Consider the following 15,587-nt stretch of genomic DNA (forward strand, 5'->3'; position numbering starts at 1 on the left):
AACTATGGCGAGTTTGCTTTACCAGAGCATTGAAGCTCTAAGTCGGGAAAAAGGGATCGATCCGGAGATCGTCGTTAGCGCCGTTGAGGATGCGATCGCCCTGGCAACCAGAAAGTATTACAAGACGCAAGAGAATATGCGCGCCGAATTGGACAAGGAAACCGGAGAGATCCGGGCTTATGTCTACAAAACGGTGGTCGACGATCCGGTTCCCGCTGCCGAAGGCGAAGAAGGTACCGAGAGTGCATCCACGCTGGAGGATCCGGTCAATCAGATAGCTTTGACCGAGGCCCACGCGCTCTCTCCGGATGTCGAAGTTGGCGGTGAGATTCGCTACTACAAGCCGACCGACGTCCTCGGCCGCATCGCTGCGCAGATGGCGAAACAGGTGATCTTTCAGAAGGTCCGCGAAGCCGAACGCGACACCATCTTCAATGAGTACAACCATCGCATGGGCGAGATCGTGACGGCCGCGGTCAAGCGGGTCGAGCTGCAGGACGTGATCTTCGATCTCGGCAAGGCGGAAGCCCGCATGCCAAGGCGGGAGCAGTCGCGTTTGGAGCAGTTCTCGGTCGGCGAGCGCGTAAGGGTCGTTCTGTTGCGAGTCGACCGGGCTGCAAAAGGCCCCCAGGTGATCGTCTCGCGGGCCGTCCCTGAACTGGTGCAAAGCCTCTTCCAGAGCGAGGTTCCCGAGATCTACGACGGCACAGTTGTCATCCGCGCCACGGCCCGTGAGGCCGGTGAGCGCACCAAGATCGCGGTCATGTCCCGTGATAAGGATGTCGATCCGGTCGGAGCGTGCGTTGGCATGAAGGGTATGCGGGTGCAGTCGATCATCCGCGAGTTGCGCGGCGAAAAGATCGACATTATCGAGTTCAGCGAAGAGATCACCACCTTCGCCGAGAAGGCTCTGCAGCCGGCGAAAGTCAGCCGCGTCAGTATTGCCGACCTAGGGGAAAAACAGCTGGAAGTGATCGTCGATGACACCCAGCTTTCGCTTGCCATCGGCAAGAAGGGACAAAACGTCCGGCTCGCGGCCAAGCTGCTGGGTTGGAAGATCGACATTAAGAGCGAGGAAGAGAAGCGCCAGGAAGTCGAAAATCAGATGACCGGCATGAGTGGCGGCCCAACTACCGCGATTGAGCAAGTAAGCGAATTGGGCGAAACGATCATCCAAAAGCTGGTGGCCGCGGGAATTACTACAGTTGAAGCCCTGGCAGACATGACGCCGGAGCAGCTGGAAGAGATTCCGGGCATCGGGGAGAAGACTTTGGAGAAGATTAGCTTGGCGGTTCGGCACTACTTCGGCGAATACGAGCCGGGAGAAGCGCGGGCAGTGTCCGCAGAAGAGCAGACGCGTTTGAGCGAAGAGGCTAGCCTCGATGAAGAGATCGACGCACTCACCCAGGATCTTACGCAGGAGGGCGAGCAGCGGGTCAGCGATGACGGCTCAGGCCACATCACCGACGAGCTTGCCGAGGAACGGCTCGCCGAAGTCACTGAAGTAGGTCCGGATCTCGACACGGAGGGCGGCGAATCCCTGGTTCCCGGACGCGAGGATGTGAGCGAAAGGATCGTCGAAGATCAGCCGCATGATTTGATTCGAGGTGAGTTTATCGCTGAAGACGCGATCCTCGAAGGCAATATCGAAGAGATTAAAGATGAAGGGCGGCCAGAAGTGGATGACGAGACAGAGTTGAAGACCGAGCCGAAAGAAGGCGGCGCATAAATGCGCTGTCTTTTGATCAGTCGTAAGGGCGCGTTTTTTCGAGTTTCAGAGGATAATAGTAAGAGCGTTTATACCCAAAGCCGAGGATTTCAGATGAATAACTAGGCGACATGGGGTCGGCGCATTAAAGGGGCGGATGAGTAAAGTTCGAATCAATGATCTGGCGCGCGAGCTGGAAGTCAAGAGCCGGGAAATCCTGGAGACTCTGACTGCCGTTGGCGTAACCGAAAAGAAGACCCATTCAAGTTCGCTGGAAGGCGACGAAGCCGAGCGTGTGCGCGCCTATTTGCGGCGAGGGAATCGCGGCTCCGGCGGCCAGCACCATGCCGGCGGCAATGGGCAAAAACCGAAGATTGACTGGTCACAGGTCTCGAAGCCTGGCGATGCGATGCGGGAGATCCTGCGCCGCAAAGAAGAGGCTGCGGCTGCTTCCTCCCAACCCCGCCCCGTGACCGCGCCTCCAGCCGTCTCCACGCCCCCGCCGGCGCCCCCTGCCGTCGCGTCGGCATCTCCAGTGGTTCCCGCCCGGCCTGCGTTTCCGGCACAAGCTCAGCGGCCTGCCCCACCGGCGCAAGTCGCGCCTCCAGCGCCGCGCAGAATCGTTCCGCAGCCGCGTCAGGAGCCGAGGATTGTGGCCGCGCCGCCTTCTGTTCCCGCGATTGCCGCCAAGCCCCCGACCGGCCCGGTGATAGCGAGGCCGCCAGTCGCTACCGGCATTCCGAACCAGAGCGAAGTCCGGCCACTACCAGCGGCAGTGCCGTCGGCTCCAGTTTTTGTAAAGCCTCCAGTTCAGGAAGCGCCGGCTGTTGCTGTCGCTGTCCCACCAGTTGCCAGGGTTGAACCGGTTGCTCCTGCAGCAATTCCACTTGCTGCTCCTCCGCCTGCGGCTCCCGCTCCAGTGGCCGCCGCCGATGCGCCGGCGATTGCACCCGCACCCGCGGCGCCCGCTGCTGATTCAGTTGCGGCTCCTGTGGCTCCGGTGACACCACCCGTCAATGTCAGGCCCGGACCGCCGCCACCGGCGCCGCGTCGCGTCATCATGCCGCAGACCGGGCCGCGTCCCGTGTATTCGGCGCCCGCGCCGCCACCCCCGCCGCCTCCACGTCCTGCTCCTGTATCCGGGCCAATGGCCGGGTCCCAGCAGGGCGGAATCCCTGGTGGTCCCGGCGGAATTCAGCGCGGACAGCCGATCTTCCAACGCAATCGTCCCGGCGGCTCGCCGGGGTACGGCCAGCGGCCGCAAGGCAGCGGTCAGCCTTATAACACCGGCGGCGCACCAGGATCTCCTGCCCGGCGGCCGATGCACCCGACTCGCAGTTCCCCCGCTGGTGGACCTCCCGGAGCCCGTCCCCCCATGGGCGGCCGTCCCGGCTTTCCGCCCCGTCCCGGCTTCGGTGCTCCCCGTCCGGGCCCCGGCGGCGCTGCTGGCTTAGTTCCGCCTCCAGGCGAGGCTCCGCGTCCGCAAAGACCGAGTGGCCCACCACGTGGCCGCGGCGGCAACCGGCGCTACGAGAAGACCAAAGAAGGCCCAATGAAGGGCTTTCAGCCGCCACCACGTTTCGGCGGCATGCAGATGTCGCGGGAACCCGCGCCAATTACCCGCACCATTACCGTCACCGAGGGAATCAGCGTCAAGGACCTTGCGGAAAAGCTGGGTGTCCGCGGCAAGGATTTGATCGCGACGCTGCTCATGCGCGGTGTCTTTGTCACCGTGAATCAGTCTCTCGACGCCGAGCTCGTCAAGGATGTCGCGCGTCAGTTTGGCGCCGACACTCAGGTCATCACCTTTGAAGACCAGATGGCAAACGAGGCGATCGAGAACCTGCTGCAGCAGCCCAATCCGGACGAGCTTGAAGTCACCCGGCCGCCGGTGGTTACGGTCATGGGTCACGTCGATCACGGCAAGACTTCGCTGCTCGACGCGATCCGCGAAACCGACGTAGCGGCTGGCGAAGCCGGTGGCATCACCCAGCATATCGGCGCCTACAAGGTGAAATTCGCCAAGGAAGGCTCGCCCGCTTCCGGTCGCGAGATCGTCTTCCTGGACACTCCAGGCCATGAAGCCTTCACTCGTATGCGTGCCCGCGGCGCGAAGGTGACGGACATAGTCGTCATTGTCGTCGCAGCTGACGACGGAGTGATGCCGCAGACCTTGGAAGCTGTCGATCACGCCAAGGCTGCCGGTGTTCCGATCATCGTCGCGGTTAACAAGATCGACAAGCCGGATGCACAGCCAGACCGCGTCAAGCAGCAGTTGAGCGACCGTGGGCTTGCCCCCGAAGAGTGGGGCGGTAGCACCGTCTTCGTCGAAGTATCGGCGAAGAAGCGGCAGAACCTCGACCTGTTGCTCGAAATGATCTGCCTGGTCGCGGACATACAGAACCTGAAAGCAACTCCAGACCGGTCCGCCGTCGGTACCGTCATCGAAGCCAAACTCGATCGCGGCCGTGGCGCCGTGGCCACCATCCTCGTACAGAATGGGACGCTGCGGAACAGCGACAGCTTCATCATGGGCAACACCTTCGGCAAGATCCGTGCCATGTTCGACGATCGTGGGCGCTCAATCAATGTCGCTGGACCTTCAACGCCCGTTGAGATCTTAGGTCTCGAAAGCATGCCGGACGCTGGCGATACCTTCCTGGTGGTCGCGGATAGGGACAAAGCCAAGGGCGTCTCGCAGTTCCGCAAGATGCGGGAGCGTGAGGCCACATTGGCCAAGTCTTCGCGTGTTTCACTCGAAGGACTGGCTGAGCAGATCAAGCAGGCCGGCGTCAAGGAACTACCGCTCATTCTGAAGGGCGACGTCACCGGTTCGGTCGAAGTGCTGGCCGACTCCCTGCAGAAGATGTCGACGGAGAAGGTGCGGATCAAGGTCATTCACACCGGGGTCGGTGCGATCACCGAAAGCGATATCCTGCTCGCATCGGCATCGAACGCGATCATCATCGGCTTCAACGTGAGACCCGAACGGAAGGGAGCCGATCTCGCCGAGCAGGAAGGCGTCGAGATTCGCTTGCATTCGATCATTTACGAGCTGCAGGACGAGATTCGCAAAGCCATGCTCGGTCTGCTCGATCCGGTCTTCAAGGAAAACTACCTGGGCAAGGCGGAAGTGCTCAATATCTTCCGCATTCCCAAGGTCGGAACCATTGCCGGCTGCCGCGTTTCTGATGGGGTCCTGCGACGCGATGCGGACATCCGTCTCACCCGTGGTGGCGAGCAGGTCTTCAAGGGCAAGTTGAACTCCTTGAAGCGGTTCAAGGACGACGTCCGGGAAGTCACCAGCGGCATGGAGTGCGGCATTGGAATTAACAACTTCAATGACATTCAGGTCGGCGATCAGATCGAGGCGTTCGTCACCGAGCGAGTCGCTGCGGAGTTGACTGCGCAGTAAGCCTACAACCGCAACATAAAGGGCATCCGGACGCAAGTCCGGATGCCCTTTTTCTTTGCTTAGCCTGAATCCGCTAGTGTCCACAAACGGACATTGCGGATTGAAATCGGCCAACCGGGTCGCCGCCTTCAATCCTTCGCCGTGCAGCTCCTCCCGCTGAATGAACAAGTTGCATTCCCGGCGGTATGGCCGAAGACGTGCACACTTCCTAGGCAATGGATATCGCCAGGCCTGACATCAAACGCAAGAAGACCCAACGACAGGTTGTGATCGGCATCGTCGCAGTGCTGGTACTGGTCGGGGTTGCATTCGCTGTCTCCAAGCTGAAACCAGCCGCCCCCTCCGTCGAACGCGGCACGGTTTGGACCGACACCGTTAAGCGCGGGCCAATGCTGGTTCAGGTGCGCGGCCTGGGCACGCTTGTCCCCCGCGAAGATCGCATCCGTGTTGTGCCTGCCGAAACCGACGCGACCGTGTTACGAATCCTCGTGCTTCCCGGAGCCAAGGTGCAGCCCGACACCGTGATCATGGAACTGGCCAGCCCCGAAGCCGTACAAGCGGCCCAGGACGCGGCCCTGCAATTGAAAGAGGCGGAAGCCGACTTCCACAACTCCGAAGTGAAGCTGCAGAGCGACCTGATGGACCAGAAGTCCTCAGCGGCAGACATTCACGCTCAGTATTCGCAGGCCCAGCTGCAGGCAAAGACCGACAAGTCGCTCTACGACCTGGGCGTGATCAGCGGACTTCAATATTCCGATTCCAAGGGCAAGGCCGACTCGCTCGTGACCCAGGACGACCTCGGGCGGCAGAAGATCGAGATCAACGAGAAGGCCTTGCAGACCCAAGCGGCAGTGCAGCGGGCCAAGGTCGATCAGGCACGCAGCCTCGCCGTCCTGAAGCAAAGAGATGTGGATGCTTTGAGCGTGCGAGCGGGCATTAATGGGGTGCTCGTCGATATTCCTCAGATTTCTGATGGCCATCCGCTCCAGGTAGGGACGCACGTGACCGTGGGTACCTCCTTGGCCAAGATTGTCCAGCTGGATCAACTGAAGGCCTCGTTGAAGATAGCCGAAACCCAGGCACGCGACATCCTGGCCGGCCAGCCGGCAGAGATCGACACGCACAACGGAATTATTCCCGGCAAGGTGACCCGAATCGATCCTGCGGTACAGAACGGAACCGTCACCGTTGACGTAGAACTGCAGGGGGCTTTACCTCTGGGGGCGCGGCCTGACCTGAGCGTCGACGGAACCATCGATCTCGAGCGGATGACCGATGTTCTCTTTGTGGGGCGTCCAGCCTTCGGCAATGAGAACAGCACGATCAGCCTCTTCAAGGTCGATCCTGACGGCAAGGGTGCGGTGCGCGTTCCGGTGAAGGTCGGGCGCGCCTCGGTGAACGAAATTCAGGTGCTGGACGGATTGCACGAAGGCGACACCGTCATTTTGTCCGACATGTCGCGCTGGGACAACACGGATCGGATCAGGCTCGACTAGAGAGATGAACAGCTTTGTTCTCGAGTAAGAGCCGGGATATGCCCCTATACGACTTACCGAATGGCGAACAGTAACTCCGCTTACGCTCTTAACACACTTCGCGAGGAGAGACAGAAATGGCACAAGCGCTGATCCAGATAGAAGAGCTTACCAAGGTCTTCTACACCGACGAAATTGAGACCCATGCCCTCTCCGGCATTCACTTGACCATCGACAAAGGAGAATACGTCGCGATGTCGGGCCCTTCGGGCTGCGGCAAGTCGACACTGCTCTCGATCATCGGACTGCTTGACACTCCTACCGGCGGAAAATACCACCTGAACGGACATGCGGTTGAAAGCCTTAACTTCGCCCAGCGCTCCCGCATTCGCAATCAGGAGATCGGTTTTATCTTTCAGAGCTTCAACCTGATAGGAGATCTCACGGTCTATGAGAATGTCGAGCTACCGTTAACTTATCGCTCCGGAATGACCCAGACGGAGCGGAAGCGCCGGGTTCAGGAGTCGCTCGAGCGGGTTAGCATGGCTCATCGCATCAAGCATTATCCGTCGCAGCTCTCCGGTGGTCAGCAGCAGCGTGTCGCTGTTGCCCGCGCCCTGGCCGGCTCGCCCTCGATCCTGCTGGCTGATGAGCCTACCGGTAACCTCGATTCCCGCAACGGGGAAGCGGTGATGGAGCTGCTCCAGAACCTGCATAGCGAAGGCGCCACCATCTGCATGGTGACCCACGATCCGCGTTTTGCTCGCCACGCGGACCGCAACGTTCACCTCTTCGATGGCAAGGTGGTTGCCGAAGGCGACGCCCTCGAGATGCTCGAAGCGCGCTAGGATCTCGGGCCAGGACTTAGGGGCCAGGACCTAGGGACCAGAATTTAAAGACCAGAAGTTAGGACCCGGACTAAGGACTCGGACTAAGGACTCGGACTTAGGCATACCGGCTTAGGGACACGGTACCGAGGAGGTTAGTGTCCGCTGGATCATAAGTTCGTTTAGACCGATACCGTCATCCTGAGCGAAGCGAAGGATCTGCGTTTCAGCGATGTGCATCCCGCTAACCTTTTGTCTCTGATAGAAAGAACCTTCGCCTGAGAGCGCCAGAGACTGAGAAAGAAGAGTAACAACTGACGGCTGAGAACCAACTTGGCTCGGAGAGGGAAGACAATGCTGCAGGATCTGAACTATGCGCTGCGGCAACTGCGCAGAAGCCCGGGATTCACCCTGACCGCTCTGCTAACGCTCGCCCTGGGCACCGGCGTTACCGCAGCGGTCTTCAGCGTCATCTACGCGGTGATGATTCAGCCGCTCCCCTACGATCATCCTGAGAGGATCATCGTTCCGCAGACTTACTCCCCTCAAGGCTACGAACAAACAGCGTCTTATCCGGAATACTTGGATTGGCGGAAGCAGAGCCATTCCTTCTCGGCACTGGCCGCATTCAGGCCCTACCGAAGAATCAATCTCGACGGACCGTCCGGCCCAGTTTCCTTGAGCCTGACTCAAGGCTCGGATAACCTCTTCGACGTCTTCGGAGTGGCCCCGATCCTTGGCCGCACCTTCCTCTCCGGAGAAGATCAGCCCGGAAAGAACGACATCGTCGTGCTGAGTTACGAGGTGTGGCAGCAGAATTTCGGTGGCGCCTCGGACGTTGTCGGCCGGGTCGTACGACTCGATGGATTGCCTTACACCGTAGTTGGAGTGATGCCCGCCGGATTTCGTTACCCGATCTCGCAGCGGGATGCCGTCTATACGCCGCTGCACATGATCGACCTATTGCGGACAAGCCGGGGCGACCACTGGCTCGCAACCGTAGGGCGGCTGAAGCCGGGCGTCTCCGTGGCTAAGGCCAAGGCAGACATGGACAGCGTGCTTGCCAATGTTGAACGGGCGTTCCCGGATCAAGGCAAAGGCCGGCGCATGGAGATGCGCTCGATCGCCGAAGCCACGATTGGCAGCACGCGCGGGCCTTTGCAGATCCTGCTCTTCGCCGTGCTGGCAGTGCTTGCGATCGCTTCCGTGAATCTCGCCGGGCTGCTGCTGGCGCGGGGCGTGAAGCGCGAGCGCGAAGTCGCGTTGCGTGCGGCGATTGGCGCCTCGCGCTCCCGGCTCGTCCGTCAGATGTTGACCGAGTCGCTGCTATTGGCGTTGATAGGCGTTTCGGTTGGCGCAGCCCTCGCCGTCGGACTCTTGCGGGCAGTACGAGTGCTCTTGATCGCGGCGCTCTCGCGCGGCGCAGACATTCACCTGAACCTGCCGGTGATGTTGGCGACGGTTGGAATCGCCGTGCTTACGAGCTTCCTTGCAGGTTCGATTCCCGCGCTGCGTCTCGCAGCGATTGCGCCGGGCCTGTCATTGAAGACCGGCGGAAGCGTCGGCGCTGGCCGCGGACAGCACCGGCTGCGAGCGTCATTCATCGTCATCCAGGTCGCTTTGGCGATGATCCTGATGGTGACCGCCGGCCTGCTGTTAAGGCTCCTTTCAGGATTAAGCAATGGCGACCTTGGTTTCGAAACTCGCGGCATTCTAGCGATTGACATCAATCTCCCCCAAGGTACCTACAAGGACCGCGATCCACGTACCGCCTTCTACGATCCGCTCCTGGAGAAGGTCCGCGCGATTCCCGGAGTGCAATCAGCGGGAATGATCCAGCTGCTGCCGATCGAGAGCTATGGATGGAACAGCGATATCACCATCAAAGGGCAGCCGCCGCCGCCCGCCAGCGAAGAACGGCTTGCCGAAGATCGCTATGTTGATCCGGGCTACTTTCAGACGATGGGGATCAAGCTGCTGCGAGGTCGGATGATCGATCCTAAGATTGATACGCCCAAATCGCAGCAGGTCGCTGTAGTCAACGAAGCGTTCGTCAAGAAGTTCTTTTCCCCGGCAGAGGATCCGATCGGCAAGCAGTTCAATGACGAGGGCACCACCATCATCGGTGTAGTGAGTTCGGTTCGCCAGGATATTTATCAGCCGGCCATGGCAGAGATTGAGTATCCAGCTTCGGAAATACCGGAAGCGGATGCTCGCAACCTCCTCGCCAGCATGCACCTTGTCGTGCGCAGCAGCCTTCCTGCGGAGACGTTGGCATCCAGCCTGCGAGGCGCATTTCACGACGTCGATCCATCCGTGCCCTTTCTTCAGCCGGAGACGATGCATGAGGTGATCGCCGACGTGCTTACCATGGAGCGGCTGGAGAACTGGCTTTTCGGCAGCTTCGCTGCATTTGCGTTGCTGCTCGCTGCAGTAGGTATTTACGGTTTGATTGCGCATGAGGTCGAACTCTCCACGCGGGACATCGGTGTGAGAATGGCGCTCGGCGCCTCGCGCATGAGAGTTCTGACGATGATCTATAAGCAAGTCGGATGGATGCTTGCCGGCGGGATTGTTGCGGGACTCGCTGGCACCTTGGCAGCGCGCAAGCTCATCGCCGCCGTCGTCGCGATGCACGCCGGCAGCGATGCGCCGATCATCGCATGGCTCGTCGCCGGAGTCTTCGCCGCTGGCATCCTCGCCGCATGGTTTCCCGCTCGCCGCGCGGCCGGCGTCGAGCCAATGACAGCGCTGCGCAGCGAGTAACACTGGAGATCGACAATGAACAAGCTCTTCGAAGATATTCGCTACGCATTGCGCCAGTTTCGTAACCACCCCGGATTCACGCTGACGGCGGTCTTGACGCTCGCATTGGGAATTGGGGCAAACACCGCCATCTTTACCCTGCTCGATCAGGCGCTGTTGCGGAGTTTGCCGGTAAAGGATCCGGCAAGCCTGGTGCTGCTGAGGTTTACCGGCAGCTTCAAAGGACATTCGCATGACTATGGCGGCGACCATGGAGACTACTTTTCCTATCCGATGTACCGCGATTTGCGAGACAAGAATTCGGTCTTCGACGGCTTGATCGCCACCACTCGAGCAGATGTGGGGGTGCAGTGGCATAATTCCCCCGGGCTCGCCGAAGCCGAGTTAGTCAGTGGAAACTACTTTGACCTACTAGGGGTGCATCCTCTTGCGGGACGCCTGCTAACACAAGCTGACGATATGCAGCCGGACGCCGACCCCATCGCGGTTCTCAGCTACGGTTATTGGACGCGGCGCTTCGGCAGCGACACCCACATCATCGGGCAGTCGATCCTGGTGAATGGCCACCCCTTCGTCATTATCGGCGTTGGGCCGAGATCGTTTCAGAGCGTCCAGATGGGATACGTTCCGGACCTGTATGTCCCCATCACCATGAAGAAGGTGATGACTCCAGGCGAAGACGATTTACTCGACCGCAAATCTATCTGGATGAACATCGTGGGACGGCTCAAACCTGGGCTGTCCGCCACTCAGGCCCAGGCCGGCCTGGGTCCTCTATGGCATGCCCTTCGCGCCGAAGAACTAATCGAGCGCGGCAACAGCTCCCAACGCTTTCGCGACAGCTTTCTAACGAACAGCCATCTGCTCGTTCTGGATGGGGCGAAAGGATTCTCGCCTCTCCGGAACAACCTTCGCACTCCGCTGCTGGTCTTGGCCGGAATGGTGGGCATGGTGCTGCTCATGGCCTGCGCAAACGTGGCCAGCCTCTTGCTGGTTCGGGCAGCCGGCAGAGTTCGTGAGATGTCGGTCCGCTACGCGCTTGGCGCGGAGCGCGTCCGCATCGTGCGGCAGCTCTTGACCGAAGGCCTCATTCTTGGACTGCTCGGCGGCGTGCTTGGGGTTGTCCTCGCCCCGCTGATTGCGGTGGTGTTGCAGCGCGGAATCGTCGGCGCCGGAGATGACAACGTACCGTTTTCCAATCGTCCCGACTTCAGAATTCTGGCCTTCAGCTTCGGCCTCTCGTTCCTCGTCAGCTTGCTGTTCAGTCTGGCACCTGTCGCGCAGTTCTGGCGCCCTAACCTGACCCCGGCCTTGAAACAGCAGACCACCACCGCACCAGGGGGATTGATGCGGCTGCGAAGCGTCTTTGCCTGTCTGCAGGTTGGCTTGAGCCTGGTGTTGCTCTTCGGCGCGGCGCTCTTTTCCCGAACTCTCCACAATCTGCGGAACACGAATGTGGGTTTCGCCACCGACCACCTCATCGAGTTCACCGTCGACCCATCGCTCGCAGGCTACCAGCTTCCGCAGCTGCCTCAGCTCTATAACCGCATCCTGACCTTGGTCGAGCGGATTCCCGGAGTCACGAGCGCGGCCGCAACCAGTGATCCCGAGCTTCATGACTGGAACACCTCGGGCAATATCACCGTCGCCGGCTACGACTCCAAGGAAGAGGAGGACATGGATGTGGAGCAGGAGGCAGTGAGTCCCGGCTATCTGGCGACCCTGCAAATGCCCTTGATCGCAGGCCGCGGAATCACCGAACAGGATGGCCCGGGCGCCACCCTCGCGGCAGTGGTCAACGAGAGCTTCGCAAAACGCTGGTTGGGAAGCGCAGCGAACGCGGTCGGCCACCAGTTTCACAAGGGTGGGGGAAATCCTCCGAAGGGCGAGCAGGTGCGATGGATGACCATCGTCGGGGTGGTGAAAGACGCCAAACATAGCGGCGTTCGCGAGGATGTCAGACCCACCGCTTTCTTCTCTTACCTCCAGGACGAGCCCTTCCCAAACATGGTGTTCTATGCGAGGACCAAACAAGATCCGGCCGCGGCCATTCAGAGCGTCAGGCAGACCATCCAGCAGCTGGATTCCAGACTGATCGCCGACTCGCTGAAGACCATGGACGCGCAGATAGAAGATGACCTGAACACCGAGCGGGTTCTATCGGAGTTAGCCGTGAGCTTCGGAGTCCTTGCCGCCCTGCTCGCAGCCATTGGTCTCTATGGAATGCTCGCCTTCGCGACCGCGCAGCGCACTCGCGAGATTGGCATTCGCATGGCGCTCGGATCGACTCGAGGCGAAGTAGTGCGCCTGATTCTAAGTGGAGTCGCCAGACTGCTCATCGTCAGTTTTGCGGTGGCCCTCCCGACCGCATTGCTGCTCTCGCGCTACATGAAAAGCCAGCTCTATGGAGTGAGCGCCCACGATCCGCTGGCTCTGATTGGCGCCACGTCCGTTGTGATTGTGGCCGCGCTGCTGGCGGCCGCCCTGCCGTCGCGGCGTGCGGCCTCGGTGAACCCGAGCGAGACCCTCCGCTATGAATGAAGAACCGAATTTTGAGACAAGGAAACCGATGATCCAGCTTAAGAACTTAGAGCGGAGTTACAAAACCGGGGCGGGGCAAACCTGGGTGCTGCGTCGCATCATGCTCGACATCCAACAGGGAGAGTTCCTAACCATCATGGGTCCCTCCGGAGCGGGCAAATCCTCCCTCCTCAATGCGCTTGCGCTCCTCGACGACCAATGGCTGGGAGAATATTGGTTTCGCGACGAAGCCGTGCACACCATGAATCGGAAGCAGCGGGCTGCTTTGGCGAAGCAGAATATCGGCATGGTATTCCAGAGTTACCATCTCCTCGACGACCTGACCGTTCAGGAGAACATTGACCTTCCCTTGTCCTATAAAAACATCTCTCGTAATGAGCGCCAGGCGCTGGTTGCGGACACCCTCGACAAGTTCAACATCGTGGGCAAAAAAGACCTCTATCCTTCTCAGCTTTCCGGCGGTCAACAACAGCTGGTCGGCATCGCCCGGGCTGTCATTCACAAACCGGCGCTGCTGCTCGCCGATGAGCCTACCGGCAATCTTCACTCCTCTCAGGCCAAGGAAATCATGGAGCTATTTCGCGAACTCAACAATGAAGGAACGACGATCGTGCAAGTCACCCACTCCGATGCAAACGCCGCCTATGGCAACCGGATGATCGAAGTTCGAGATGGCTGGATGGTCAAAGATACTTCAAATCCGAATCTGGGAATGACGCCCGAGGTGAGCGCATCGTGAGGGCGAGCAAACTTGCATCTGTCTCAGAAAAGATCATTGCCGCGACGATGTGCGTCGCCCTGAATTCGGCAAGCTGGGCACAAGCGGCCGCTCCGACGCCCCAGGCTGCCGCCCAGCAAACCGCCCCAGACGCTCCCGCGCCAGCTGCGGCGCAATCGGAGACTCCCAGCATCGCGCAGCAAGCGAAATCCGTGAGCGGGCCCTCGGCAATGACCGGGTCAATCCCCCCTTTTCATGTAGAGTTGCCGCACTCGCGCAATCCTTTCGACGCCTACCGTCCAAGCATCGTGCCGCCGGCTAACTTGGACAATTCGCCGCGCCTGCAGACATTGATTCGCGATGGCAAGCTCTATCTGTCTCTCAACGACGCGTTGGCCCTAGCATTAGAAAACAATCTCGATCTGGCGTACTTCCGCTACAACCTGCCCATCGCCGACACCGATCTGGCCCGCACCAAGGCCGGTGGCGCATCGAACGGCGTGAACTCCGGCATTCAGGGGTCCCAGGGAGGATTTTCGTCCAGCGGCCAAGGCAGTGGGAACGGCACCGGCGGTGGCGCCGGCACCGGTGCAACTGCCGGCGGAGCAGGCGGCCTGGTGACTTCGACCCTGGGCAATGGCACCGCCATCATCCCGTTCGACCCTCAGTTTTACCTGCAGGGCTTCGTGGACCATACCACCACGCCGGTTGCTAACCCGGTGCTCTACGGGGTGCCGCTGCTGCGTACCAACACGATTGAAGGAATCTCGCAGTATACGCAGGCCTTTCCCCTGGGAACCAACCTTTCGGCATCATTTGTGGGCGAGCGTCAAGCGGCCAACAGCCCATTCAACGTGATCAATCCCAGTCTGTTTTCCCAATTCAACTTTACGATCAATCAGCCTCTGCTAGCGGGTTTTGGACTTGCGACCAATGAGCGCTTTATCCACATCGCTCAAAAGAACCGCCAGGTTATCGATCTCGCCTTCCGGCAGCAGGTCATTACCACCGTCAGCCTGGTGGAGGACATCTATTGGGACCTGGTGAGCGCCTACAATGACGAGCAGGTGAAGGATAGGTCGCTGCAGTTCGCCCAGAAGACGCTCGACGACGATCGCAAGCAGTTGGAGCTGCAGGCCATTCCAGCATTGCAGGTGATGAAGGATGAATCTGACGTGGCCACCCGCGAAGGCGACTTGACGGTCGCAAAAGCGACGCTCCGGTTAAATGAGCTGCTGATCAAAAACGCGCTCACCAAGACGATCGACGACCCTGCGCTCGAGGAAATGCCGGTGGTGCCGCTTGATCAGCACGGACCCCCCGACGCCAATGCCACCAAGCCTATCGATCAACTGCTTGCTGAGGCGGAGAAGAACCGTCCCGATGTCTCGGAAGATGAGATTTCGATGCAGATCGCGCAGAACAACTTGAAAGCCATCAAGAACGAACTGCTGCCGTCGCTGAGCGTCTATGGCCAATACGTCGGTTACGGCTTGGCCGGCTTGCTGAACCCCTTCTGCGATCTGGGAACGGAGTGCACGAGCACCGTTCCCAATAATTTCGGCGGTGCGCTCCAGAACACATTCAACTACTCGGCGCCTGAATATCAGGTAGGCTTCAAGCTGCTGCTCACCCTCCGCAATCGCATCGCCAAGGCCGACCAGTTTCGCGCCGAACTGGAGTATCGCCAAAGGGAGCTAAGCTACGCGGGGCAAAAAAAGAATATTCGCTTCGAAGTGCGCAATTCTCAGTTCGCCGTGGAACAGGCGCAGGCGCGGGTGGAAGCGGCGCAAAAGGCGAGCGACCTGGCGCAGAAGACCTTCGACATTACCAAGCAGGAGCAGCAATTGGGCGCAAAATCCAGCTACGATACTCTTTCGGCAGACCATGACCTGGCCGTCGCCCAGTCGGCGCTGCTTGCCGCCCAGGCTCTATTTGAGAAGGCGAAAGTCGACATCGATCGCGCCACCGGAGAGACGCTCGATCGTATGGGTATTGCGATTGACGATGCCAAGACCGGTGTCGTCTCTCAACTGAGACCATGAGCCGATCGCTGTACGTGACGCTGCAAGGAAGCAGATGTCGAAGTACCTCCGAGCGGAGCATCTCGCACACGGTTTTGACGATTACTGTACAG

General features: G+C 59.9%; 8 protein-coding genes. All 8 read left to right on the plus strand.

Annotation, left to right across the window (positions count from 1 at the left end; all coding sequences use genetic code 11):
* Window positions 1-4 precede the first annotated feature (4 nt).
* The 8 genes from nusA to ACPOL_RS22530 all read left to right on the plus strand — a co-directional run bounded on the left by nusA (window position 5) and on the right by ACPOL_RS22530 (window position 15,495).
* Window positions 5-1,729: a transcription termination factor NusA gene (nusA, locus tag ACPOL_RS22495; protein WP_114209038.1), complete on the plus strand. Its 1,725-nt coding sequence runs from the start codon at window positions 5-7 to the stop codon at window positions 1,727-1,729.
* Between the two features lie 136 nt (window positions 1,730-1,865).
* Window positions 1,866-5,123: a translation initiation factor IF-2 gene (gene infB, locus ACPOL_RS22500; RefSeq protein ID WP_114209039.1), complete on the plus strand. Its 3,258-nt coding sequence runs from the start codon at window positions 1,866-1,868 to the stop codon at window positions 5,121-5,123.
* Window positions 5,124-5,338: 215 nt separating this feature from the next.
* Complete coding sequence (locus tag ACPOL_RS22505; protein WP_114209040.1) at window positions 5,339-6,619, plus strand: efflux RND transporter periplasmic adaptor subunit; 1,281 nt, start codon at window positions 5,339-5,341, stop codon at window positions 6,617-6,619.
* A 116-nt stretch (window positions 6,620-6,735) separates the two neighbouring features.
* Window positions 6,736-7,446 (plus strand): ABC transporter ATP-binding protein, encoded by a 711-nt coding sequence (locus ACPOL_RS22510; protein WP_114209041.1) that lies wholly within the window; start codon window positions 6,736-6,738, stop codon window positions 7,444-7,446.
* 333 nt (window positions 7,447-7,779) lie between these two features.
* Window positions 7,780-10,191: an ABC transporter permease gene (locus ACPOL_RS22515; RefSeq protein ID WP_114209042.1), complete on the plus strand. Its 2,412-nt coding sequence runs from the start codon at window positions 7,780-7,782 to the stop codon at window positions 10,189-10,191.
* Between the two features lie 15 nt (window positions 10,192-10,206).
* Entirely contained in the window at window positions 10,207-12,732 is a 2,526-nt protein-coding gene (locus ACPOL_RS22520) for an ABC transporter permease (protein WP_114209043.1), read from the plus strand.
* 28 nt (window positions 12,733-12,760) lie between these two features.
* On the plus strand, window positions 12,761-13,471 hold the full coding sequence (locus tag ACPOL_RS22525) for an ABC transporter ATP-binding protein (protein WP_114210984.1): 711 nt from the start codon (window positions 12,761-12,763) through the stop codon (window positions 13,469-13,471).
* Entirely contained in the window at window positions 13,468-15,495 is a 2,028-nt protein-coding gene (locus ACPOL_RS22530; protein ID WP_236656958.1) for a TolC family protein, read from the plus strand. Before ACPOL_RS22525 ends, ACPOL_RS22530 begins: the two co-directional genes overlap by 4 nt.
* The last annotated feature ends 92 nt before the right edge of the window (window positions 15,496-15,587 follow it).

This window comes from Acidisarcina polymorpha (assembly GCF_003330725.1).
GTDB classification, from domain to species: Bacteria; Acidobacteriota; Terriglobia; order Terriglobales; family Acidobacteriaceae; genus Acidisarcina; species Acidisarcina polymorpha.